Raw genomic sequence first — 20,833 nt, forward strand, 5'->3', positions numbered from 1 at the left:
AGGGCAGCTCAAGTGGCTGTGGAATCGTGGATGACGGATCTCCACAGTCTGTGGACGAAGGCGGAATCCACAGACTGTGGATGAAGTTGTCCACCGGTAGCCCACAGGCTGAGGGGTAGTTGTCCCCAGCGATCCCCAGCTTCTCCACACCGCTGTCCACTGTTCGGCAACGTGACGCGCCTGCTCACCGTGTCGAGTGAAAGGCGTCACACAAAGGTGCCGGGTTGGGCTGTGGGAAAGGTGGGTAAAGCTGGGGACGGTGTTGGGGAGAACTCCCCTCGGGCTGTGCATGGCGTGTGCAGAACTTTCTGTTCTCCACAGCGGCACCCAGTTGTCCACCGGTGTCACCCACAGGGGCAGTGGACAAAATCTCCGCCCTGAGCTGGGCAAACGAGGTTATCCACGGTATCCACAGCCCCTACTACTACTGACAACTAGAGAGAGCTGGGAATCCGTTTCGAAGAGGGCCCTGTGCACAACTCGCTCTTCGGCTCCTGACCGCGCCTCGTCACGACTTGACCCCGAGGGGCACCAGCTGTCAGTGCGGTGCGTCAGACTGGTCCCCGGTGTTCTTCCCCTCCCAGAGGCCGACGACACCGAGACAGACGACGAAGAAGACGCAGCAGGGCGAGAAGCCCCGGCAACAGCAGGAGGCGGGCTTACGGTGAAGATCCGGGTGGAACGCGACGTACTCGCGGAGGCAGTGGCCTGGGCGGCACGCAGCCTCCCGGCCCGTCCGCCGGCGCCGGTCCTCGCAGGCCTGCTCCTGAAGGCCGAGGACGGCCAGCTGAGCCTGTCGAGCTTCGACTACGAGGTCTCCGCGCGGGTCAGCGTCGAGACCGAGGTCGAGGAGGAGGGCACGGTCCTGGTCTCCGGGCGCCTGCTCGCCGACATCTGCCGTGCGCTCCCCAACCGGCCGGTGGAGATTTCCACAGACGGTGTACGGGCCACGGTGGTCTGTGGATCGTCCCGGTTCACGCTGCACACCCTGCCGGTGGAGGAGTACCCGTCCCTGCCGCAGATGCCGAACGCGACGGGCACGGTCCCCGGCGAGGTCTTCGCCTCCGCGGTCTCCCAGGTGGCTATCGCCGCCGGGCGTGACGACACGCTGCCGGTGCTCACCGGTGTGCGGATCGAGATCGAGGGCGACACGGTCACCCTGGCCTCCACCGACCGCTACCGCTTCGCCGTCCGCGAGTTCCTGTGGAAGCCGGAGAACCCGGAGGCCTCCGCGGTCGCCCTGGTGCCCGCCAAGACGCTCCTGGACACCGCCAAGGCCCTCACGAGCGGCGACAGCGTCATCCTGGCGCTCTCCGGCTCGGGCGCGGGCGAGGGGCTCATCGGTTTCGAGGGCGCCGGCCGCCGTACGACCACGCGGCTGCTCGAGGGCGACCTGCCGAAGTACCGGTCGCTGTTCCCGACCGAGTTCAACTCCGTGGCCGTGATCGAGACCGCCCCCTTCGTGGAGGCCGTCAAGCGTGTCGCCCTGGTCGCCGAGCGGAACACCCCGGTGCGGCTCAGCTTCGAGCAGGGCGTGCTGATCCTTGAGGCCGGTTCCAGCGACGACGCACAGGCTGTGGAGCGGGTCGACGCGCAGCTGGAGGGCGACGACGTCTCCATCGCCTTCAACCCGACCTTCCTGCTCGACGGCCTGAGCGCGATCGACTCGCCGGTGGCCCAGCTGTCGTTCACGACGTCCACGAAGCCGGCGCTGCTCAGCGGCAAGCCCGCGCTCGACGCGGAGTCGGACGACGCGTACAAGTACCTGATCATGCCGGTGCGACTCAGCGGCTGACCAGCGGCCGAGTTGTCCACAGCTGTGCACGGTGCCGGGTGTCCCCTGTGGGTATCCGGCACCGGCGTCCGGTGGGTTTCCCCAGGTGAGCGGCTATGCCCACAACTGTGCGCAAAGGGCCGGGATTAGGCTCGGAGGCGGGCACGAACGTGCCTCTCCTGCCACACCGCAACCTAAGGAACCAACTGATGGAGCTCGGTCTCGTCGGCCTCGGCAAGATGGGCGGCAACATGCGCGAGCGGATCCGCCGCGCGGGCCACACCGTCGTCGGATACGACCGCAACCCGGACCTCGCCGATGTCCACAGCCTGGAAGAGCTTGTGGGCAAGCTCAGCGGGCCGCGCGTGGTGTGGGTGATGGTCCCGGCCGGGGCGCCGACCCAGTCCACGATCGACGAGCTGGCCGAGCTCCTGGAGCCCGGTGACGTGGTCGTCGACGGCGGCAACTCCCGCTGGACGGACGACGAGAGGCACGCGGAGGAGCTGGCCGCCCAGGGCATCGGCTTCGTCGACTGCGGGGTCTCCGGCGGCGTCTGGGGCCTGGAGAACGGCTACGCGCTGATGTACGGCGGCGCGGCCGAGCACGTCGAGCAGGTGCGGCCGGTCTTCGACGCGCTCAAGCCCGAGGGCGACTTCGGCTCGGTGCACGCCGGCAGGGTCGGTGCGGGCCACTTCGCGAAGATGGTCCACAACGGCATCGAGTACGCGATGATGCAGGCCTACGCCGAGGGCTGGGAGCTCCTGGAGAAGGTCGACTCCGTCACGGACGTGCGCGAGGTCTTCCGCTCCTGGCAGGAAGGGACGGTCATCCGTTCCTGGCTGCTCGACCTCGCGGTGAACGCCCTCGACGAGGACGAGCACCTGGACCGGCTGAAGGGTTTTGCACAGGACTCCGGCGAGGGCCGCTGGACTGTGGAAGCCGCCATAGACAACGCGGTGCCGCTGCCCGCGATCACCGCCTCGCTGTTCGCGCGGTTCGCCTCCCGGCAGGACGACTCGCCGCAGATGAAGATGATCGCCGCGCTGCGCAACCAGTTCGGCGGCCACGCCGTAGAGGCGAAGTAGCACCGAGAAGCAGTACCGAGCAGTACCGAGCAGAGACGAAGCAGCAGGTCACGGGGAGGTCGGCGGAACACCATGCACGTCACGCATCTGTCGCTGGCCGACTTCCGCTCCTACGCCCGGGTCGAGGTCCCGCTCGACCCGGGCGTCACCGCCTTCGTCGGCCCCAACGGCCAGGGCAAGACCAACCTCGTCGAGGCAGTCGGCTATCTCGCCACCCTCGGCAGCCACCGGGTCGCCTCCGACGCCCCCCTGGTCCGCATGGGCGCCGACCGGGCGATCATCCGGGCGCAGGTCCGGCAGGGCGAGCGGCAGCAGCTGGTCGAGCTCGAGCTGAACCCGGGCAAGGCCAACCGGGCCCGCATCAACAGGTCCTCGCAGGTCAGACCCCGTGACGTGCTGGGGATCGTACGGACCGTGCTGTTCGCGCCCGAGGACCTCGCGCTGGTGAAGGGCGATCCCGGTGAGCGGCGCCGTTTCCTGGACGAGCTGATCACCGCGCGCTCGCCGCGGATGGCCGGTGTGCGGTCGGACTACGAGCGCGTCCTCAAGCAGCGGAACACCCTGTTGAAAACCGCCGCCCTCGCCCGGCGGCACGGCGGCCGTTCCATGGACCTGTCCACGCTCGACGTGTGGGACCAGCACCTGGCGCGGGCCGGCGCCGAGCTGCTCGCCCAGCGGCTCGACCTGGTCGCCGCGATCCAGCCGCTGGCCGACAAGGCGTACGAGCAGCTGGCGCCGGGCGGCGGTCCGGTCGCGCTGGAGTACAAGCCGTCGGCGCCCGGCGAGGCGCACACGCGCGAGGACCTGTACACGCAGCTGATGGCGGCCCTGGCGGACGCCCGCAAGCAGGAGATCGAGCGGGGCGTGACCCTGGTCGGCCCGCACCGCGACGACCTGGTGCTCAAGCTGGGGCAGCTGCCCGCCAAGGGGTACGCCTCGCACGGCGAGTCCTGGTCGTACGCGCTGGCGCTGCGCCTGGCGTCGTACGACCTGCTGCGGGCCGAGGGGAACGAACCGGTGCTGGTGCTCGACGACGTGTTCGCCGAGCTGGACGCGCGGCGCCGGGAGCGGCTGGCGGAGCTGGTGGCGCCCGGTGAGCAGGTGCTGGTCACCGCCGCCGTGGACGACGACGTGCCGCACGTCCTCGCCGGTGTGCGGTACGCCGTGGCCGACGGGACGGTGGAGCGGGCATGAGCACCGACGGACCCGCGCCCAAGGACGAGCCCTCCGGTGTCGACCTCGCGCGCGTGGCGCTGAGGGCGGCGAAGGAGGCGGCACGCGCGCGCGGCGACGCGGCGCAGCAGAAGAAGCAGGCGCGCCGCGGTGGCCTGCGCTCCGGCGCGCGCGCCGACGGCCGCGACCCCATGGCGCTCGGATCCGCCATCAACCGGCTGATCACGGAGCGCGGCTGGGAGACGCCGGCCGCGGTCGGCGGGGTCATGGGCCGCTGGCCGGAGATCGTCGGTGACGATCTGGCCAAGCACTGCGTGCCGCAGCGGTACGACGAGGACGAGCGGGTGCTGGTCGTCCAGTGCGACTCCACCGCCTGGGCGACCCAGCTGCGCCACCTCGCGCCCGCGCTCGTCGCCCGGCTGAACGAGGACCTGGGGCACGGCACCGTACGCCTGATCAAGGTGCTCAATCCCGGCGGTCCTGCCCGGCGCTACGGCCCGCTGCGGGCCCCTGGGAGCACGGGCCCCGGGGATACCTACGGGTGACTTACGTCACGATCGCAGCCGGGTGCGAGGCCGTTCCAGGGCCGGCCCGGCCGATCGTCGTACGACCGCACGCGGTTGCGAATCGCGACCTGACGCCGGAGTAGCCAAGGGTTGACAGTCGGAAGCGCTGAGTGCCTCCGTGAGCCTCTTGGAGCCCCCATCCGCATATCGGGAGTCGGCACAGGCCGGTTCAGGGCGGCACATGAGGACTCAGGTACCGGCAAACCCCCATCACTGTCGGCGCTACCGGTAGACTGGAAGACAATCCCGCCCCGAACGTGGGGACCGTCCGGGAAAAGCTGAGCAACGCTGATCAAGGCTTACCAACGCAACATGCCGCAGCCGCTCCGGCAACCCGCCGACGAGCCCGGCTCGTGCTGTGCCAGAAAGGGCGCTTCGTGGCCGATTCCGGCAACCCCAACGAGAACATCCCGTCCACCGACGCGGGCGCGCACGGTGAGGCCGCTGGTTCTGGCCCGGCCTCCGCCTCGTACGACGCCAGCGCCATCACCGTGCTCGAAGGGCTGGACGCGGTCCGCAAGCGACCCGGTATGTACATCGGCTCCACCGGCGAGCGCGGCCTGCACCACCTGGTGCAGGAGGTTGTGGACAACTCTGTCGACGAGGCTCTGGCGGGCCACGCGGACACGATCGACGTGACGATCCTGGCCGACGGCGGCGTGCGCGTCGTCGACAACGGCCGTGGCATCCCCGTCGGCATCGTGGCGTCCGAGGGCAAGCCGGCCGTCGAGGTCGTGCTGACCGTGCTGCACGCGGGCGGCAAGTTCGGCGGCGGCGGTTACGCCGTCTCCGGCGGTCTGCACGGTGTGGGTGTGTCCGTCGTGAACGCGCTGTCGACCAAGGTCTCCGTCGAGATCAGGACCGACGGCCACCGCTGGACGCAGGACTACAAGCTGGGCGTTCCCACGGCTCCGCTGGCCAAGCACGAGGAGACCGGCGAGACCGGCACCTCGGTCACGTTCTGGGCCGACCCGGACATCTTCGAGACCACCGAGTACTCCTTCGAGACGCTGTCGCGGCGCTTCCAGGAGATGGCCTTCCTCAACAAGGGCCTGACGATCCGGCTCACCGACGAGCGCGAGCAGGCGAAGGCCGTCGCCGGTGCGGACGAGGCGGGTGCGGACGAGAAGGCCGAGGTCAGGACCGTCACGTACCACTACGAGGGCGGCATCGTCGACTACGTGAAGTACCTCAACTCCCGCAAGGGAGACGTGGTGCACCCCACGATCATCGACCTGGAGGCCGAGGACAAGGACAAGAGCCTGTCCCTCGAGGTCGCCATGCAGTGGAACAGCGGCTACAGCGAGGGCGTCTACTCGTTCGCCAACATCATCCACACGCACGAGGGCGGCACCCACGAGGAGGGCTTCCGCGCGGCGCTCACCTCGCTGATCAACAAGTACGCGCGCGACAAGAAGCTGCTCCGCGAGAAGGACGACAACCTCACCGGTGACGACATCCGCGAGGGTCTGACCGCGATCATCTCGGTCAAGCTGAGCGAGCCGCAGTTCGAGGGCCAGACGAAGACCAAGCTGGGCAACACGGAGGCCAAGACCTTCGTGCAGAAGGCGGTCTACGAGCACCTGAACGACTGGCTGGACCGCAACCCGGTGGAGGCCGCGGACATCATCCGCAAGGGCATCCAGGCGGCCACCGCGCGCGTGGCGGCCCGCAAGGCCCGCGACCTCACCCGCCGCAAGGGCCTGCTGGAGTCGGCGTCCCTGCCGGGCAAGCTCTCCGACTGCCAGTCGAACGACCCCACCAAGTGCGAGATCTTCATCGTCGAGGGTGACTCCGCCGGCGGCTCGGCCAAGTCCGGCCGCAACCCGCAGTACCAGGCGATCCTCCCGATCCGAGGCAAGATCCTCAACGTCGAGAAGGCGCGGATCGACAAGATCCTGCAGAACCAGGAGATCCAGGCGCTGATCTCGGCCTTCGGCACCGGTGTGCACGAGGACTTCGACATCGAGAAGCTCCGCTATCACAAGATCATCCTGATGGCGGACGCCGACGTCGACGGCCAGCACATCAACACCCTGCTGCTGACCTTCCTGTTCCGCTTCATGCGCGACCTGGTGGAGCAGGGGCACGTGTACCTGTCCCGTCCCCCGCTCTACAAGATCAAGTGGGGCCGGGACGAGGTCGAGTACGCCTACTCCGACCGCGAGCGCGACGCCCTCCTGGAGCTGGGCCGGCAGCGCGGCAAGCGGGTCAAGGAGGACTCGATCCAGCGCTTCAAGGGTCTCGGCGAGATGAACGCCGAGGAGCTGCGCGTGACCACCATGGACGTCGACCACCGGGTCCTCGGCCAGGTCACCCTCGACGACGCCGCCCAGGCCGACGACCTGTTCTCGGTCCTGATGGGCGAGGACGTCGAGGCCCGCCGCCAGTTCATCCAGCGCAACGCCAAGGACGTCCGCTTCCTCGACATCTGAGTCGGTCTCAGCTGACCGCACCAGGAAGGATCTTCACCAGCAATGGCCGACGAGAACACTCCTGTCACCCCTGAAGAGGGCGGCGACGTCGTGATGCGGATCGAGCCCGTCGGGCTCGAGACGGAGATGCAGCGCTCGTACCTCGACTACGCGATGTCCGTCATCGTGTCCCGTGCGCTGCCCGACGTCCGGGACGGTCTCAAGCCCGTCCACCGCCGCGTGCTGTACGCGATGTACGACGGCGGCTACCGCCCCGAGCGCGGCTTCTACAAGTGCGCCCGTGTCGTCGGCGACGTCATGGGCAACTACCACCCGCACGGCGACTCCTCCATCTACGACGCCCTGGTCCGCCTCGCCCAGCCCTGGTCGATGCGCATGCCGCTCGTCGACTCCAATGGCAACTTCGGTTCCCCGGGCAACGACCCGGCGGCCGCCATGCGGTACACCGAGTGCAAGATGGCGCCGCTGTCGATGGAGATGGTCCGCGACATCGACGAGGAGACCGTCGACTTCACGGACAACTACGACGGCCGCTCCCAGGAGCCGACCGTCCTGCCGGCCCGCTTCCCGAACCTGCTGATCAACGGCTCCGCCGGTATCGCGGTGGGCATGGCGACCAACATCCCGCCGCACAATCTGCGCGAGGTCGCGGCCGGCGCCCAGTGGTGCCTGGAGAACCCGGAGGCCTCGCACGAGGAGCTCCTGGACGCGCTGATCGAGCGGATCAAGGGCCCGGACTTCCCGACCGGCGCCCTCGTCGTCGGCCGCAAGGGCATCGAGGAGGCCTACCGCACGGGCCGCGGCTCGATCACCATGCGCGCGGTCGTCGAGGTCGAGGAGATCCAGAACCGCCAGTGCCTGGTGGTCACGGAGCTGCCGTACCAGACCAACCCCGACAACCTCGCGCAGAAGATCGCCGACCTGGTGAAGGACGGCAAGGTCGGCGGCATCGCGGACGTCCGTGACGAGACCTCGTCGCGCACGGGCCAGCGGCTGGTCATCGTGCTGAAGCGGGACGCGGTCGCCAAGGTCGTCCTCAACAACCTCTACAAGCACACCGATCTGCAGTCCAACTTCGGCGCCAACATGCTGGCGCTGGTGGACGGGGTCCCCAGGACGCTGTCGCTCGACGCGTTCATCCGGCACTGGGTGACGCACCAGATCGAGGTCGTCGTCCGCCGGACGCGCTTCCGGCTGCGCAAGGCCGAGGAGCGGGCGCACATCCTGCGCGGCCTGCTCAAGGCGCTGGACGCGATCGACGAGGTCATCGCGCTGATCCGGGCCAGCGACACGGTCGAGATCGCGCGCACGGGCCTGATGCAGCTCCTGGAGATCGACGAGATCCAGGCCAACGCCATCCTGGAGATGCAGCTGCGCCGGCTGGCCGCCCTGGAGCGCCAGAAGATCATCCAGGAGCACGACGAGCTCCAGGCGAAGATCACCGAGTACAACGCGATCCTGGCCTCGCCGGTCCGCCAGCGCGGCATCGTCAGCGAGGAGCTGGCCGCGATCGTCGAGAAGTACGGCGACGACCGCAAGACCATGCTGGTGCCCTACGACGGTGACATGTCCATCGAGGACCTGATCGCCGAGGAGGACATCGTGGTCACCGTCTCGCGCGGTGGCTATGTGAAGCGGACCAAGACGGACGACTACCGGGCGCAGAAGCGCGGCGGTAAGGGCGTGCGCGGCACGAAGCTGAAGGAAGACGACATCGTCGACCACTTCTTCGTCTCGACCACGCACCACTGGCTGCTGTTCTTCACGAACAAGGGCCGGGTGTACCGGGCGAAGGCCTACGAGCTGCCGGACGCCGGCCGGGACGCGCGCGGTCAGCACGTGGCGAACCTGCTGGCCTTCCAGCCGGACGAGGCCATCGCCGAGATCCTCGCGATCCGCGACTACGACGCGGCGGACTACCTGGTGCTCGCCACCAAGGCCGGTCTGGTCAAGAAGACGCCTCTGAAGGATTACGATTCGCCCCGCTCCGGCGGTGTCATCGCGATCAACCTGCGGGAGAGCGAGGACGGTTCCGACGACGAACTGATCGGTGCCGAGCTGGTTTCGGCGGACGACGATCTGCTTCTGATCAGCAAGAAGGCACAGTCGATCAGGTTCACCGCCTCCGACGACACTCTGCGACCCATGGGCCGGGCCACCTCCGGTGTCAAGGGCATGAGTTTCCGTGAGGGGGATGAACTTCTGTCGATGAATGTTGTTCGACCCGGTACGTTCGTGTTCACTGCCACCGACGGGGGGTACGCGAAGCGGACCCGTGTCGACGAGTACCGCGTCCAGGGCCGCGGCGGCCTCGGCATCAAGGCCGCCAAGATCGTGGAGGACCGCGGTTCGCTGGTCGGCGCGCTGATCGTCGAGGAGAACGACGAGATCCTCGCCATCACCCTGGGCGGCGGTGTGATTCGCACGCGAGTCAGCGGGGTCAGGGAGACGGGCCGTGACACCATGGGCGTCCAACTGATCAACCTGGGCAAGCGCGATGCCGTCGTGGGTATCGCACGTAACGCCGAGGCCGGCAGCGAGGCGGAGGAAGTCGACGGTGACGACACCGTGGACGAGACCGCCGAGACCGCCGAGGGTCTCGAGACCAGCGGTACGGACGAGGGTGAGGCGCCCTCGGCCGAGTAGCACGAGGAGAGAGTCATCGTGAGCGGAGCCACGGGCGCCGGATCGGCCGGTACCTCGACGGGTACGGATGCGGACGGCGGCGCCCGTGGCTCCGCCGCGTCCGACGGGGGCGGTGCGCCGCAGCCGCCGGACACGCACACGACCCAGCTGAAGGCGATCAAGGCGCCCGCGCCGGACGCACCGGGATCGCAGGGGGGAACCGTGACCGACACCCGAGGGCCGGCCGCGCCGGGCGACCGACCGGCGCCCGCGCAGCCGCAGCAGCAGGGGGCTTCCCCGCTGCCCGGGGAACGGCGTGGCGAGCAGCCCGCCGGGCCCTACCACCCGCCGCAGGCCTACCCGGCGGCGCAGGCCGCGCAGGCGCCCGCAGCGGGCGTACGACGGCCGCGTACGGGCACTGCCGGGACGCGCACCGCGCCCCGCACCCGCAAGGCCCGGCTGCGGGTCGCCAAGGCCGACCCCTGGTCGGTGATGAAGGTCAGCTTCCTGCTCTCCATCGCGCTGGGCATCTGCTCGATCGTGGCGGCGGCGGTGCTGTGGATGGTGCTGGACGCGATGGGCGTGTTCTCCACGGTCGGCGGAACGATCTCGGAGGCGACCGGCTCCAACGAGTCGAACGGCTTCGACCTCCAGGCCTTCCTCTCCCTCCCGCACGTCCTGACGTTCACGGCGATCATCGCGGTCATCGACGTCGTCCTCGCGACGGCGCTGGCGACCCTCGGAGCCTTCATCTACAACCTCTCCGCGGGCTTCGTCGGCGGCATCGAGCTGACCTTGGCCGAGGACGAGTAACCGGACTTCAAACCTCGCCCGACGGTCCCCCGACAACCGATTTTGGGACTGCCCCGGTCGTGCGCTAATCTTCAGGAGTCAGCGCGCGGGACATACACCGCACAGCGCGGCGGGGCTATAGCTCAGTTGGTTAGAGCGCATCCCTGATAAGGATGAGGCCACAGGTTCAAATCCTGTTAGCCCCACCAGCCAAAAGACCACCTGCTCACGTGAGCAGGTGGTCTTTTGACACCCACGGTTGACACCAACAGCGACGGTCAGCCGATGAGCGGATCTTCCAGCAGCTCGGCGAGCATCGCGACGGCTTCCCGCTCACTGTCGCCCACCACGTGCGTGTAGACGTCCATCGTCATGCTGATCTGGCTATGCCGGAGGATCGCCTGTGCGACCTTGGGATGCACTTTTAGGAAGGCGAGCAGGGTCCCGCAGGTGTGCCGGGCGAGCCGGACCGTGATGCGACGGACGCCGGCGCGCTTCACGAGCCGCCCGAAGGTCCGCGAGAAGCCCACCGGATCGAGCATGCCGCCATGCTCGGACGAGAAGATCAGGTCCTGATCCGGTTCCTGTGCCCAGTGCTCACCGGCGATCTTCCGTTCCAGCTCTTGCAGTTCCCGGCGCTCTTCCAGGGCGCGAGCGCAGAACTCCGGCATGGGGAGCACTGCCTGTGACGACTCGGTCTTGAGATCCTTGAGGACCAGGCCGACGCCCTTCTCACGCTGCACCTGCCTGACCGGCGTGAACTGCCTCCCCTCGAAGTCGACGTCCTGCCAGCGCAGACCCAGCACCTCACTACGGCGGAGACCGAGCACCAGGACGAGCACGCAGGCCGCGTAGAGGCGATGCGCACGGGCCGCGCGGAGGAACGTGACCGCCTCACGGGCGTTCCATGCAGTGCCCTTGTCCTTGCTGACCTTGGGCATGTCGACCAGGAGAGCGACGTTGCGCGTCAGAAGCTCCTCGCGGATGGCCCGGTTGAGGGCGTTCCGGAGCACACGGAGCACCTCGAACCGCGTGGGCGCCGGCACCTTGTCCCGCTTCAGCGTGGCCATGAAGGCGCGGACCTGGGCAGGAGTCAGCTTGACCAGCGACTTCTTACCGAGGTGCGGCATCAGGTACAGCCTGACCTTGGACTCGTACTTGACGTACGTGTTGTGCTCGGAGTCCGGCTCAACGATGTGCTCCAGCCAGTAGGCCAGCCACTCCCCGAGCGACCAGGAGCGTGAGGGCACCGGGACGCCGTTGCGCTCCTGATCCTGGAGCTTGCCGAGCTTCTCGTTGGCTTCGTCCCAGGTGGCGCCGTACACGGTCTTACGGACACGGTTGCCGTCCGTGTCGGTGACGTACGCGCGGCCCATGTACCGGCCGTCCGCCCGCTTTGAGATCGTGCCGCCGCCGTTGGGGCGCCTCTTGGTCACCGGTCGCCCCTTTCGATCTGCCTGCGGATGAAGTCCCCGACCGAGTCAGCCGGGATGCGACGGCAGCCGTCGACTTTGATCGAGACCAGGCGGTGAGTACGGATCAGGTCGTAGACCTTGGTCCGGCCCACCTTGAGACTCGCCATGACCTCCGGCACGGTCAGCAACTCGGGTGCGGCGGTGGTCATGCGGCGGCTCCTTCCCGGTCGAGCAGGGCAGGTAGTTCCTCGCGGGCGGTGTCGCGGTTGAGCTGGATCTCCCGGCGGATGTTGGCGGCGAGCCAGGATTCGCCGGGGGTGTGGCCGTGCCCGGCGTAGGTCCAGTGGGCGAGGGTGAGCGTGGTTGTCTCCGTGTCGTCGAGGTCGGGCAGGCCGAGGGCTTCGCGTTGCTGGGCGGCGCGGTAGTCGGCGCGGGTCTGGCGGAGGGCGCCGAGGGTGGTGGAGTAGCGGCGGGACTTGGTCGAGAAGTGGCCCCGGAAGCCGAGCATGTGAGCCCAGTCGCGAAGCTTCCGGTCCGGGTAGAGGGCATGCAGGTCGAGGCACGCGGCGATGAGCCGGGCGGGGTGGTCCGGTACGTCGAGCAGGACCAGGGCCTCTTTGTTGCCGATACGGCGGTCGACCGTGCCGGTGGTCTCAGCGGCTTTGGTGGCGTACTTGGCGACGTAGGAGGCGACCGCCTGTTCGGTGATCTCCTCGCCGTGGCCGAAGGCGCCGATCGGCTGTACGTCGAGCTGGGTGCCCCAGCGCAGCAGGCGGGCAGGCTGGTCTCCCGCGGGCGGTACGTCGACAGCGACGCGGGCGGCGGCGGCACGGATCGCGTCGGTGAGGACGTTGAGTGTGGCCCAGGCCGGCGGCGGGCTGTCGGGTCCGTCGGGACCGTCGAAGCGGATCACGGCATGGAAGTGGACGGCTCCGCGCTTCTGGTATTCGGCGACCTTGCCGAAGGCCACCCGGGACTGTTCGCGAGCCTCTTTCTGGGTGAGGCCGACGCGGCGGGCGATCTCGCGACGGAGGTAGATCGTGAAGTAGCGCCACAGGTCGGAGGCGTGGTTGTTCCATAGCACGGCGCCCGCGTAGTCGTAGGTCTCCGGATCGAGCGGGGTGCCGAGTTCGGGCGCGTCCTCACTGTGTCGCTGGCCGCAGCGGCAGGGGCGGTTACCTGGACGGTTGTGGACCGGGCCGAACGAGGGCGCCGTCAGGGTGGCGAAGACCCGCGGGTGATCCCGGATCGTCTCGGGGGTGCCTTTGGCGGGGTCTCCGACGAGGCCGGCGCGGATGAGGTGGTAGGTGTCTCCGGCGTAGGTCCAGGCGCAGGCGGGGCAGCGGGACGCGCGGCGGTTGCCGCACGCGATCCGCAGCCGTCCGCCGGGTTCGGTGTCGGTGTCGTACCGGTGGAGGATCTGGCCGGTGGTGCGGTCGCGGGTGACGGTGGAGCCTTGCAGGTGGATGGGGTCGGAGCAGCCGCCCGTACGGCGGATCTGGTCCTGGACGCGGTCGAAGCCGGGGGACCCGGCCAGCCTCAGCACGTCGGCGAGGGTGGCCGGGTCCTCCAGGCCCGCCGTGGTGGCGGCGTTGGTCACGTGAAGCACCGCCCGGAGTCGCACAGCCCGTCGGCGTCCCACTCGTCGAATGGCAGGGTGTCCCAGCCGTCCGGGATCGCCCGGTCAAGGGGCTTGAGGAAGCGGGTCAGGTAGACGTGATCCTTGCCGAGCATCTCCCGGCGCTCGTTGAGGAGCGTTTCGAGCTGGCACGACTTGGCGAACAGGTCGGGAGCGGTGCGGCGCATCTCGCGCCAGTCCTCGGGCCTGTGGAAGGGGCAGAAGAAGCACGCCGACTTGGGCGGCACCGGCAGACCGGCGTCCCGGATGATGCGCTGGCAGTCCGTACGGCGCAGGCCGAGGTCAAGCAGGGGGTAGGTGATCTGCTCGTACGCCTCGCTACGGCGGCTGTTGGCGCGCTGGATCTCATCCAGACTGATGCCGACGCCGACCGTGGCCGGGTTGTCAGCAGTGGCGCCGTTCTTCTTCAGCCACTTGCCGATGACCTTGATTTTGAAGTCTCCGGTGCAGGCCCGGGTGCCGGGCGCTCCGCTCGGGGAGAGGCGGACCGGGATCGGCAGCGAGCGGGAACCGGGCTTGGTGATGCGGCCCCACAGGGTCTCGCGGGTGCCGTCGCGCTTGGTGCGGTGCAGTTCTTCGAGGCGGATGCCGTGGGCTTCGGCGTACGGCTTGGCGTACTGGCGGAAGTAGGCCAGGGTGCGGGGGTCTTCGGAGTCCTCGCCGACGTTGGCGAACAGGAACGTACGGAAGTCGATCCGTTCCTGTGCAGCCAGCACCAGGCAGGCCACGGATTGGACGCCCCCGCCGAAGCTGAACGTACGCAGGTTCGTCATCGCTGGCCCTCCTTGCTGTGGGCGGGGCCGTGGTTGGCGGTGTAGCCGTCGACCAGTGCCTTGACCTGGGTGTCGCCCGTGGCCGTGGCGCGGGCGCCGCAGTGGCAGACGGCCGATGCGGTGGCGGGGGCGTCCGGGGACGGCTTGCTGACGTGCAGGCCGGGACGGTCCGGGGTCGGGGTGAGGTCAGCCACGGCCGGTCACCTCCGGCGCGTCGGCGGTCATGGCGTCCAGGGCGTCGGCGGCTTCGATCGCGGCGGCGGCGAGGATGCGCAGGGCCTCGGAGGTGCCGGGGGCGGCGAGAAGGGCGATTTCGACGCTGTCGCCGCCGATGCGGAGGCTGACGAAGGGGCGGGTGCGGTCCGCGAACGGTGTGACGCGGAAACGGGTGTCCGGCTCGATGTGGGCCGAGACGGTGAGGTTCTCCACAGCCGTCACCTCCCGGTCCGGGCGAGCGCCGGGGCGGGGGCGGTGGTGCCGGTGCCGTGGCAGGCCGGGCAGTCGACGCGGAGGGTGGTGCGGGTGCCGTCCGGGTTGCGGGTGCCGGTGGCGATGGCGGCGGTGGCGAAGCCGTCGCAGTCGCGGCAGGGGCGCGGGCTCGGGGTGTTCCGGGGCATGATGGGGCTTCCCTTTCGGGTCCGTTGGATCAGGAATGGGTGCAGGCGCCGGGGCGGCGGATCTTTGGCGAGAGAGCCGCCCCGGGGCCGTTCAGCGCTGGTTGTTGAGGTCCTTCAGCAGCGACTTGAGGACGACCGCGACCACGGCCACCGAGACGGCGGTGATGGCGACGACGAGGAGCATGGAGACCAGGACCGCGCCGACGACCAGGACCACGGCGCCGCCGCCGGCCGCGAGGGCGAGCGTGGAGCCGGGGGTGAGCTGAACGGTCGGCCGGGCCGAGACCGGGGCCACCTGGGTGACCGGGGCCGGGGCGGGAACCGTCGGGACGAGGGGCGCCGGGGCGGTGGTCTGGGGCGCGGCGGGTGCCGGGGTCGGAGCGGTGTCGGGGGTGGGGTACTTCGGGGTGAACATCGGTGGATCTCCCTTCGGGGTCAGGTGCAGGTGTGGGTGCGGGCGGCAAGTTCGGCGGCGGCTCGGTCGAAGTACTCGTTCGAGGCGCCGCACTTGGGGGCGGTGCAGGCGGCGATGTGCTTGGTCTGGCCACGGCCGTTGTTGAACGTGGCGACCTTGACCGGCCCGATGCGGATCACGTCGTAGAAGCGGTTCGGGCGCACGATGGAACCTCCCTTCGTGGTCAGGCGAGTTGGGTGATGATGGCGAGTGCGAGGTCTTCCGGGAGGCCGAGGCGGGCGCGCAGGGTGGCCGCGTCGATGTCTGCTCCGGTGCGGGCGCGGTGGTCGGTGGCGACCTTGCGGGCGTGGTCGATGAGCGCCGGGGGCACGCTCACAGTGGCCTTGGGCAGCGCCGGGACCGGTTCCGGCTCAGGGATCTCCGGGGCGGGTTCAGGCGTCTGGGGGCGGTCGACTTCGACCACGGCACGCGGCTCCGGTATCGGCTCGGAAGCGGGTTCCGGTGCCGGGTCCGGGGTGTGGTCGGTGTGCTGGTGGGCGAGGAGGGTGCCACCGAGGAAGGCGACCGCAGGCCAGCCGGCGACGCCGAGGCGGAGCAGGGCGGGCGGGTGTTCCACGTCGAGGAAGCCGGCCGTGGCGATGTTCGCGCCGAGGGAGGCGACCAGGGCGACAAGGAACCAGCACCAGGCCAGCCGGGAGCGCTGGGCGCGCAGCCGGCGCCAGGCGGCGACGAGCAGCAGGTCGACGGAGACGGGGTAGGCCCAGGCCTTCCAGCCGGTCTGTCCGGCGGCTTGGGCGAGGTCGTGCAGGTGGGCGAAGGACAACGCCCCCGCGATCACGGCTTGCACCAGCACGGCGTCCGGTCGGATCGAGAGCTTCATGTCTTCACCTCCTTCAGGGCGTTGGAGCAGGTCAGGGGACTATTCGGGGGCTTCGCCGGATCCGAGGCAGTTGAGGCAGAACCCGGTCTGCTGGCCGACCGCGCGGCGCTTGCGGCCGACCTCGACCGTGCGGGAGACCTCACCCGTGCCCTTGCAGACCTCGCACGCGGCGGGTTTCGGCTCCGGGGCCTTCTTCCTGGCCATGAGCGATCTCCTCTCGGTTTCGGGCATGGAGCGGGTAGGGACCTGGCGCGAAGCGGTCGCGCGGACCGTGGTGCGAAGGGGGGATCAGTCGGTGACCGGCTCCGGGATTACCAGTGCGGGAGCCTTCACCGGCGCGCTGCGGACGACGGGCCGGAACGGGTCCAGGAACGCCAACTCCGGTGTCAGGTCCGCGAATTCGCGGCAGACGGCCGCCGCTTCGTCGGGGGTGACCTCGGGGGTGCGGACGCGGGACCAGCCGCCGGAGGTGTCGCCGGCCACCGCGACGCCGGGACGGTCCGCACGGATCGCGGTCACGGCCGACACCGCGTCCGGGGCGATGTCCCCCAGGCCCATCTCAGCGGTCTGCTTGTCGTTGACGCGGTGGACCACGCGGCCGGTGAGCTGGGCACGCAGAGCGGTCGCGCCCCTGCCGAGGTCGGAGCCGAAGCGCTGCCCGCAGACCTCCAGGTAGATCCCGATCGCACGGGCCATCTGCCCGAGCCGCACCAGTTGCATGACGGTGTGGTCGCGAGCCGCCTCGTCCTTCTTCGAGGTCACCAGGAACAGTTCGGCGATCTCGTCGATGAGGACGACCAGCGGCACCGGGCGAACGTCCTCCGGGAGGTCCCACAGGTCGGAGGCGCCGTGCAGGGCGAGCAGGTCGAAGCGCTCTTCCATCTCACGGACCAGCGCGTCGAGCAGCAGGCCGGCGGACTGCGGATCGGTCGCGAGCGCCGACAGACGCGGGGCGTAGCGGGATTGCTCGACACCGCGCTTGCAGTCGATACCGACCAGCCCGACCGGGAGCTGAGCCAGCCCCTTGACCAGGTTGCGTTGGAGCATGGACTTCCCGGACTGGTTCGCGCCCAGGATCAGACCGTGCGGGACCTTGCGGTAGTCCCGCTCGTACACCGAACCGTCCTCGCGCAGCGCGACCGGGACGATGAGGTCACGGGGCTTGGCTGTGCGCGGCATACGGACCCGATTGAGGACGTCGTAGCCGGTCATCCGCAGTTCCACGTAACCGGGCTTGGTCTCGGACACGGTCACCGACCGCACCCCGAAGGCGTGCCGGAGCCGCTCCGAGGACGCGGCGATGTCTGCCGGTTCCAGACCGGCCGGGAGCCGCAGGGTCACCACGAGTCCGGTCGAGGTGCCCCGGACCCGGCGGACCTTCGGCGGGACCGGTCGCACCTCGGAGTGGGCGATGGTGCGGGTCATGAAGGCCCGCAGGCGGGACGGCTGCACCGTCAGCCCGCACACCTCCATGGTCGAACCGTAGGTCCAGGTGAACCGGCCCCAGGTGACCGGCAGGCCGACCAGCGACCAGTACACGCGCGGGGCGCGGACCTTCGCGTAGCCGAGCCCGCCGGCACCGGCAGCGACGCTGCCCAGTTCCAGCCAGGGCGTGACGTCGGTCATGGTCAGGCCCCCAGCGGGGTGACCGCGACCGCGCGGAACGAGATCCCGTGGCGCTTCTCGCCGTTGAACGTGTTCTCCCAGTCGCGGGCCTTGAGGCCGGTCACGGCGACCATGGTGCCCGGCGCGAGTCCCTCCGGCAGTCCGGTCTCCGGGACGGTGACCTGGTAGAGGTTGCCCTCCCCCTCGTCCGAGACCAGCAGGCCCACGGTGGACATGCCGACGTTGGGGTTGTCCCGGTCCACGGCACGCTCACCGGTCCGCTTGTTGACCATCTTCGGTTCGGGCGCAGTCGCCACGAACACCACAGCGGTCGAAAGGTCGACCTTGAAAGACGGCATGAGCACATCCCTCGTTCTTGGAGGCGGCCTTACGCAACCTCTCTAGACATCTCGATGGAAGCACATCTCTAGAGACGTCGTCAAGGGAGATGTCTAGAGATGTTGAGAGTGAAGGATTGCGGTTACACGCACTGAGCGGGTGACCTGCCCATGCCCTAGGCTGTCTAGAGAAGAGAGGAGGGCTTCCGAATGGCCACCACCGACGACGACCGTCGGCCGAAGTACCAGCGGATCGCAGACTCCCTGCGCGAGGCGATCCAGTCGGGCGAATACGGTCCCGGTGATCGGCTTCCGGGAGAGAACGAGCTGATGGCCGCGCATGGCGTGGCCCGCATGACTGCCCGTCAGGCGTTGGGCGTGCTCAAGGACGAAGGCGTTGCCGAGGCCCGCAAGGGCGCCGGCGTTTTCGTCCGGTCCTTCCGACCGCTGCGGCGCCGAGGTATCCAGCGGCTTTCCGAGGAGCAGTGGGGTAGCGGTCGATCCATCTGGGCGGCCGACACCGAGAACCGGACGCTCGAAGTGGACCAGGTGGCAGTGTCGGAGGAAGCCGCCCCGGAGAACATCGGGCGCGTGCTTGACCTTGCCGATGAGGAGATGGTGTGTGTCCGCCGGCGGCGGTACGTCCTGGACGGGAAGCCCGTGCTGCTGGCGACCAGCTACCTCCCCACGTCAGTGGTGGGAGGCTCCGCCATCACGCACGCGGATCCGGGGTCAGGTGGGATCTATGCTCGCCTTGCCGAACTCGGCTACAAGCCGGTGCACTTCCGCGAAGAGATCCGCTCGCGCATGCCCTCGAAGGATGAGGCGTCGCAGCTGGGCATCTCCTCCGGCACACCCGTCATCCTGATCTGCCGGACCGCGTTCGCGGACGAAGGGCGCCCGGTCGAGATCAACGAGATGACCTTGGACGCGGCCTCATACATCCTGGAGTACGACTTCGACGCGTAGGTCGACGCGGATCTTGTTACAGGTTTCTCTACCTCATCAAGCCGGCTGCGCTCCGCTCCGCCGGGCGCGCTCCCGGCTCCGCTCCGGGCGACGCTCCTGCCTTCGGCCCGCTCCGCCCGCGCTGCGCCGACGCGCGCCCACGCGACGAGAGCCGGGTCATGGGTCGATCACCGTACAGAAGCGGCCACGGTCAGAACAGCCTCCGGCGGGGGCGCTCAGGCTCCGAGATGGCGGGGGCGCCGTTCGCGAGTGCCGGCGAGTCAGTGGCGTGCGTGGGTGCTCCCATCCCGTCTGCCATCGACCCAGGCAGAGCCGAGCAGACGCGGCCCAGGGCGTCCAGGTCGTTCGTACAGTGGCGCGCTCCACCTGGACGCCCTGAACCACGCCCGCTCCACGGTGTGTGGGCCGACGGCAGACGGGATGGGAGCCGGGGTGGGTGGTGGGTTGGGCTGAGGAAGCGAAGTAGTCGGCATAGTGACACACGAGGCGATCAATGTGGCTTAAGTCACAATAGGGTGGTTGTCCACAGGCTGTGACACACGTCGTCCACAGGCTTGTGTACCTACACGTACGAGGCTCACGCAGGGTAAACGGCTTTTCCATTTCCCAACTCGTATACGCCTGTGCACACGAGCGTCCACAGGGGCGATCAACTCGCCTAAGCCCAGGTCACATTGGCTGCACTCTGGGGGAGACGCATCTGTCAGTGCGGTGCCCTAACGTGGGCGGAGTAACAGGAAGGGCGCGCCTACCCCTTGGCGAAGGAAAACAGGCGCGCCCAACTTCGACCCTGGAGGACCTATGCCCATCCCGGCTCTCGGTGGCACTTCGATACTGGATAGCCACCTGCTTCGTACTGTCGCATGCGGCACTGACAGTCGCAAGGAGTCCATGATCTCCGTAGCGGTTGTTCTTGCCTGTGTGATCAATGGCGACACCGTGAGCGGAGCGCTCCGCCAAGCGACTTGGCTTGTTGTCGCGATCATCGTTCTGATCATCGTGCAGGCCGTTGCCGTAAGCCTTCCGGGACTATCTGTCAAGCCCGGCGTTTTGTCTGACACCAACGTCTGACACCAACAGGCACGGACACAGGCAGATCAGGGCGGACCGAAACGGACAGTGCCAGGCTGGGTAGTCACGGAGCACCTGGCTCAACGGTCCTCCCTGATCGACCTGATAAGGATGAGGCCACAGGTTCAAATCCTGTTAGCCCCACCGGAATGAAGACCCCCGGACCATCTGGTCCGGGGGTCTTCGTCATCTACGGTGGGGGCGATCATGCAGGTGGTCAGACGTGTCGTCGCCGGCAGTTTCATGCTCTGCGGGGCCCTGCTCGGTGCGCGGGAACTCCGGCAGCAGGCTGCCGGTCGCCGCGCGAAGAAGAGTCTGATCGGGCTCGCGTTCGCCCTGTGTGCTGTCGGCGTGCTGATCAGTCAGGTGTAGCGGGACAGTCGACCGGCCGCGGGAGTAGCCTCCTCGCGGAGGGGGTTGTCATGTCTGCGTGGGTCACCTTGGGAGCCGGCTGCTTTGTCGTGGCCGTGGGCGTGTTGGCCTTGATCGGTCGGGGAGTCGCACCGCATGCGCGGTCGCGCAGGTCCGGTTGGGGGCGGGTGGCGATGGGGGGCGGCTTCGTCCTGGACGGCGGAGCCAGGGTTCTCGGCGTCTCGTCCGGGGTGGCGTTGGTTGTTTCCACCGTTGCCCTGGGGTTCGTCGTGCTCGGTGCGGTGCTGCA

The 20,833-nt window shown here is 68.8% G+C and carries 23 protein-coding genes and 1 tRNA gene; 11 read left to right on the forward strand and 13 right to left on the reverse strand.

What is annotated here, in order from left to right; translation table 11 throughout:
- Window positions 1-664 precede the first annotated feature (664 nt).
- The 8 genes from dnaN (at window position 665) to ACGF5O_RS17915 (ending at window position 10,659) form a co-directional block, all read left to right on the forward strand.
- Window positions 665-1,795 carry a DNA polymerase III subunit beta gene (dnaN, locus tag ACGF5O_RS17880; protein ID WP_365695064.1) on the forward strand — a complete coding sequence of 377 codons (1,131 nt, stop codon included), beginning with the start codon at window positions 665-667 and terminating at the stop codon, window positions 1,793-1,795.
- Window positions 1,796-1,983: 188 nt separating this feature from the next.
- Window positions 1,984-2,859: a phosphogluconate dehydrogenase (NAD(+)-dependent, decarboxylating) gene (gene gnd / locus ACGF5O_RS17885; RefSeq protein ID WP_393810814.1), complete on the forward strand. Its 876-nt coding sequence runs from the start codon at window positions 1,984-1,986 to the stop codon at window positions 2,857-2,859.
- A 72-nt stretch (window positions 2,860-2,931) separates the two neighbouring features.
- Complete coding sequence (recF, locus tag ACGF5O_RS17890; protein WP_393810815.1) at window positions 2,932-4,053, forward strand: DNA replication/repair protein RecF; 1,122 nt, start codon at window positions 2,932-2,934, stop codon at window positions 4,051-4,053.
- Complete coding sequence (locus ACGF5O_RS17895) at window positions 4,050-4,577, forward strand: DciA family protein (protein WP_362580630.1); 528 nt, start codon at window positions 4,050-4,052, stop codon at window positions 4,575-4,577. Before recF ends, ACGF5O_RS17895 begins: the two co-directional genes overlap by 4 nt.
- Before the next feature lie 374 nt (window positions 4,578-4,951).
- Window positions 4,952-7,033, forward strand: a complete 2,082-nt coding sequence (gene gyrB / locus ACGF5O_RS17900) for a DNA topoisomerase (ATP-hydrolyzing) subunit B (RefSeq protein WP_393810816.1) — start codon at window positions 4,952-4,954, stop codon at window positions 7,031-7,033.
- 42 nt (window positions 7,034-7,075) lie between these two features.
- Window positions 7,076-9,679, forward strand: coding sequence for a DNA gyrase subunit A (gene gyrA / locus ACGF5O_RS17905; RefSeq protein ID WP_393810817.1), 2,604 nt, complete (start codon window positions 7,076-7,078; stop codon window positions 9,677-9,679).
- 18 nt (window positions 9,680-9,697) lie between these two features.
- Entirely contained in the window at window positions 9,698-10,471 is a 774-nt protein-coding gene (locus tag ACGF5O_RS17910) for a DUF3566 domain-containing protein (RefSeq protein WP_393810818.1), read from the forward strand.
- Between the two features lie 111 nt (window positions 10,472-10,582).
- Window positions 10,583-10,659, forward strand: a tRNA-Ile gene (locus ACGF5O_RS17915).
- Between the two features lie 69 nt (window positions 10,660-10,728).
- Here ACGF5O_RS17915 and ACGF5O_RS17920 read toward each other — a convergent pair.
- From ACGF5O_RS17920 to ACGF5O_RS17980, 13 genes are all read right to left on the reverse strand, one after another.
- Window positions 10,729-11,886: a tyrosine-type recombinase/integrase gene (locus ACGF5O_RS17920; protein WP_393810819.1), complete on the reverse strand. Its 1,158-nt coding sequence runs from the start codon at window positions 11,884-11,886 to the stop codon at window positions 10,729-10,731.
- Window positions 11,883-12,074: a helix-turn-helix domain-containing protein gene (locus tag ACGF5O_RS17925; RefSeq protein ID WP_294011435.1), complete on the reverse strand. Its 192-nt coding sequence runs from the start codon at window positions 12,072-12,074 to the stop codon at window positions 11,883-11,885. Before ACGF5O_RS17925 ends, ACGF5O_RS17920 begins: the two co-directional genes overlap by 4 nt.
- Window positions 12,071-13,465: a replication initiator protein RepSA gene (gene repSA, locus ACGF5O_RS17930; protein ID WP_393810820.1), complete on the reverse strand. Its 1,395-nt coding sequence runs from the start codon at window positions 13,463-13,465 to the stop codon at window positions 12,071-12,073. Before repSA ends, ACGF5O_RS17925 begins: the two co-directional genes overlap by 4 nt.
- Window positions 13,462-14,277 carry a phosphoadenosine phosphosulfate reductase gene (locus ACGF5O_RS17935; protein ID WP_393810821.1) on the reverse strand — a complete coding sequence of 272 codons (816 nt, stop codon included), beginning with the start codon at window positions 14,275-14,277 and terminating at the stop codon, window positions 13,462-13,464. Before ACGF5O_RS17935 ends, repSA begins: the two co-directional genes overlap by 4 nt.
- On the reverse strand, window positions 14,274-14,471 hold the full coding sequence (locus tag ACGF5O_RS17940; RefSeq protein ID WP_393810822.1) for a hypothetical protein: 198 nt from the start codon (window positions 14,469-14,471) through the stop codon (window positions 14,274-14,276). Before ACGF5O_RS17940 ends, ACGF5O_RS17935 begins: the two co-directional genes overlap by 4 nt.
- Window positions 14,464-14,706 (reverse strand): hypothetical protein, encoded by a 243-nt coding sequence (locus tag ACGF5O_RS17945; RefSeq protein WP_393810823.1) that lies wholly within the window; start codon window positions 14,704-14,706, stop codon window positions 14,464-14,466. The genes ACGF5O_RS17940 and ACGF5O_RS17945 overlap by 8 nt, the downstream gene beginning before the upstream one ends.
- 5 nt (window positions 14,707-14,711) lie before the next feature.
- Entirely contained in the window at window positions 14,712-14,894 is a 183-nt protein-coding gene (locus ACGF5O_RS17950; protein ID WP_393810824.1) for a hypothetical protein, read from the reverse strand.
- Between the two features lie 91 nt (window positions 14,895-14,985).
- Window positions 14,986-15,309, reverse strand: coding sequence for a SpdD protein (locus ACGF5O_RS17955; RefSeq protein WP_393810825.1), 324 nt, complete (start codon window positions 15,307-15,309; stop codon window positions 14,986-14,988).
- Window positions 15,310-15,329: 20 nt separating this feature from the next.
- A complete protein-coding gene (locus ACGF5O_RS17960; RefSeq protein ID WP_393811086.1) occupies window positions 15,330-15,515 on the reverse strand; it encodes a mobile element transfer protein in 186 nt (61 codons plus the stop codon).
- Window positions 15,516-15,532: 17 nt separating this feature from the next.
- A complete protein-coding gene (locus tag ACGF5O_RS17965; protein WP_393810826.1) occupies window positions 15,533-16,189 on the reverse strand; it encodes a DUF2637 domain-containing protein in 657 nt (218 codons plus the stop codon).
- Window positions 16,190-16,228: 39 nt separating this feature from the next.
- The gene (locus ACGF5O_RS17970; protein ID WP_393810827.1) at window positions 16,229-16,393 is read right to left on the reverse strand and encodes a hypothetical protein; all 165 of its coding nucleotides are present in this window, start codon (window positions 16,391-16,393) and stop codon (window positions 16,229-16,231) included.
- An 84-nt stretch (window positions 16,394-16,477) separates the two neighbouring features.
- A complete protein-coding gene (locus tag ACGF5O_RS17975) occupies window positions 16,478-17,815 on the reverse strand; it encodes an FtsK/SpoIIIE domain-containing protein (RefSeq protein ID WP_393810828.1) in 1,338 nt (445 codons plus the stop codon).
- 2 nt (window positions 17,816-17,817) lie between these two features.
- Complete coding sequence (locus ACGF5O_RS17980) at window positions 17,818-18,153, reverse strand: hypothetical protein (RefSeq protein WP_362559180.1); 336 nt, start codon at window positions 18,151-18,153, stop codon at window positions 17,818-17,820.
- A gap of 189 nt (window positions 18,154-18,342) precedes the next feature.
- On the opposite strand from ACGF5O_RS17980, the gene ACGF5O_RS17985 reads away from it, so the two are divergent.
- The 3 genes from ACGF5O_RS17985 to ACGF5O_RS17995 all read left to right on the forward strand — a co-directional run bounded on the left by ACGF5O_RS17985 (window position 18,343) and on the right by ACGF5O_RS17995 (window position 20,544).
- Window positions 18,343-19,101 (forward strand): GntR family transcriptional regulator, encoded by a 759-nt coding sequence (locus ACGF5O_RS17985; protein ID WP_393810829.1) that lies wholly within the window; start codon window positions 18,343-18,345, stop codon window positions 19,099-19,101.
- Between the two features lie 891 nt (window positions 19,102-19,992).
- Window positions 19,993-20,172 carry a hypothetical protein gene (locus ACGF5O_RS17990; RefSeq protein ID WP_393810830.1) on the forward strand — a complete coding sequence of 60 codons (180 nt, stop codon included), beginning with the start codon at window positions 19,993-19,995 and terminating at the stop codon, window positions 20,170-20,172.
- A 207-nt stretch (window positions 20,173-20,379) separates the two neighbouring features.
- A complete protein-coding gene (locus tag ACGF5O_RS17995) occupies window positions 20,380-20,544 on the forward strand; it encodes a hypothetical protein (RefSeq protein WP_393810831.1) in 165 nt (54 codons plus the stop codon).
- Window positions 20,545-20,833: the final 289 nt, after the last annotated feature.

The sequence above is a fragment of the Streptomyces sp. NPDC048291 genome, assembly GCF_043201715.1.
Lineage (GTDB): Bacteria > Actinomycetota > Actinomycetes > Streptomycetales > Streptomycetaceae > Streptomyces.

Excerpts from the sequence above, each read along its gene's own strand:
- ACGF5O_RS17970 (WP_393810827.1), bottom strand. The coding sequence starts at position 16,393 with ATGGCCAGGAAGAAGGCCCCGGAGCCGAAACCCGCCGCGTGCGAGGTC.
- ACGF5O_RS17985 (WP_393810829.1), top strand. The coding sequence starts at position 18,343 with ATGGCCACCACCGACGACGACCGTCGGCCGAAGTACCAGCGGATCGCA.
- ACGF5O_RS17950 (WP_393810824.1), bottom strand. The coding sequence starts at position 14,894 with ATGCCCCGGAACACCCCGAGCCCGCGCCCCTGCCGCGACTGCGACGGC.
- ACGF5O_RS17980 (WP_362559180.1), bottom strand. The coding sequence starts at position 18,153 with ATGCCGTCTTTCAAGGTCGACCTTTCGACCGCTGTGGTGTTCGTGGCG.
- recF (WP_393810815.1), top strand. The coding sequence starts at position 2,932 with ATGCACGTCACGCATCTGTCGCTGGCCGACTTCCGCTCCTACGCCCGG.
- ACGF5O_RS17955 (WP_393810825.1), bottom strand. The coding sequence starts at position 15,309 with ATGTTCACCCCGAAGTACCCCACCCCCGACACCGCTCCGACCCCGGCA.
- ACGF5O_RS17990 (WP_393810830.1), top strand. The coding sequence starts at position 19,993 with ATGATCTCCGTAGCGGTTGTTCTTGCCTGTGTGATCAATGGCGACACC.
- ACGF5O_RS17965 (WP_393810826.1), bottom strand. The coding sequence starts at position 16,189 with ATGAAGCTCTCGATCCGACCGGACGCCGTGCTGGTGCAAGCCGTGATC.
- ACGF5O_RS17995 (WP_393810831.1), top strand. The coding sequence starts at position 20,380 with ATGCAGGTGGTCAGACGTGTCGTCGCCGGCAGTTTCATGCTCTGCGGG.
- gnd (WP_393810814.1), top strand. The coding sequence starts at position 1,984 with ATGGAGCTCGGTCTCGTCGGCCTCGGCAAGATGGGCGGCAACATGCGC.
- gyrA (WP_393810817.1), top strand. The coding sequence starts at position 7,076 with ATGGCCGACGAGAACACTCCTGTCACCCCTGAAGAGGGCGGCGACGTC.
- ACGF5O_RS17975 (WP_393810828.1), bottom strand. The coding sequence starts at position 17,815 with ATGACCGACGTCACGCCCTGGCTGGAACTGGGCAGCGTCGCTGCCGGT.
- ACGF5O_RS17935 (WP_393810821.1), bottom strand. The coding sequence starts at position 14,277 with ATGACGAACCTGCGTACGTTCAGCTTCGGCGGGGGCGTCCAATCCGTG.
- ACGF5O_RS17925 (WP_294011435.1), bottom strand. The coding sequence starts at position 12,074 with ATGACCACCGCCGCACCCGAGTTGCTGACCGTGCCGGAGGTCATGGCG.
- ACGF5O_RS17895 (WP_362580630.1), top strand. The coding sequence starts at position 4,050 with ATGAGCACCGACGGACCCGCGCCCAAGGACGAGCCCTCCGGTGTCGAC.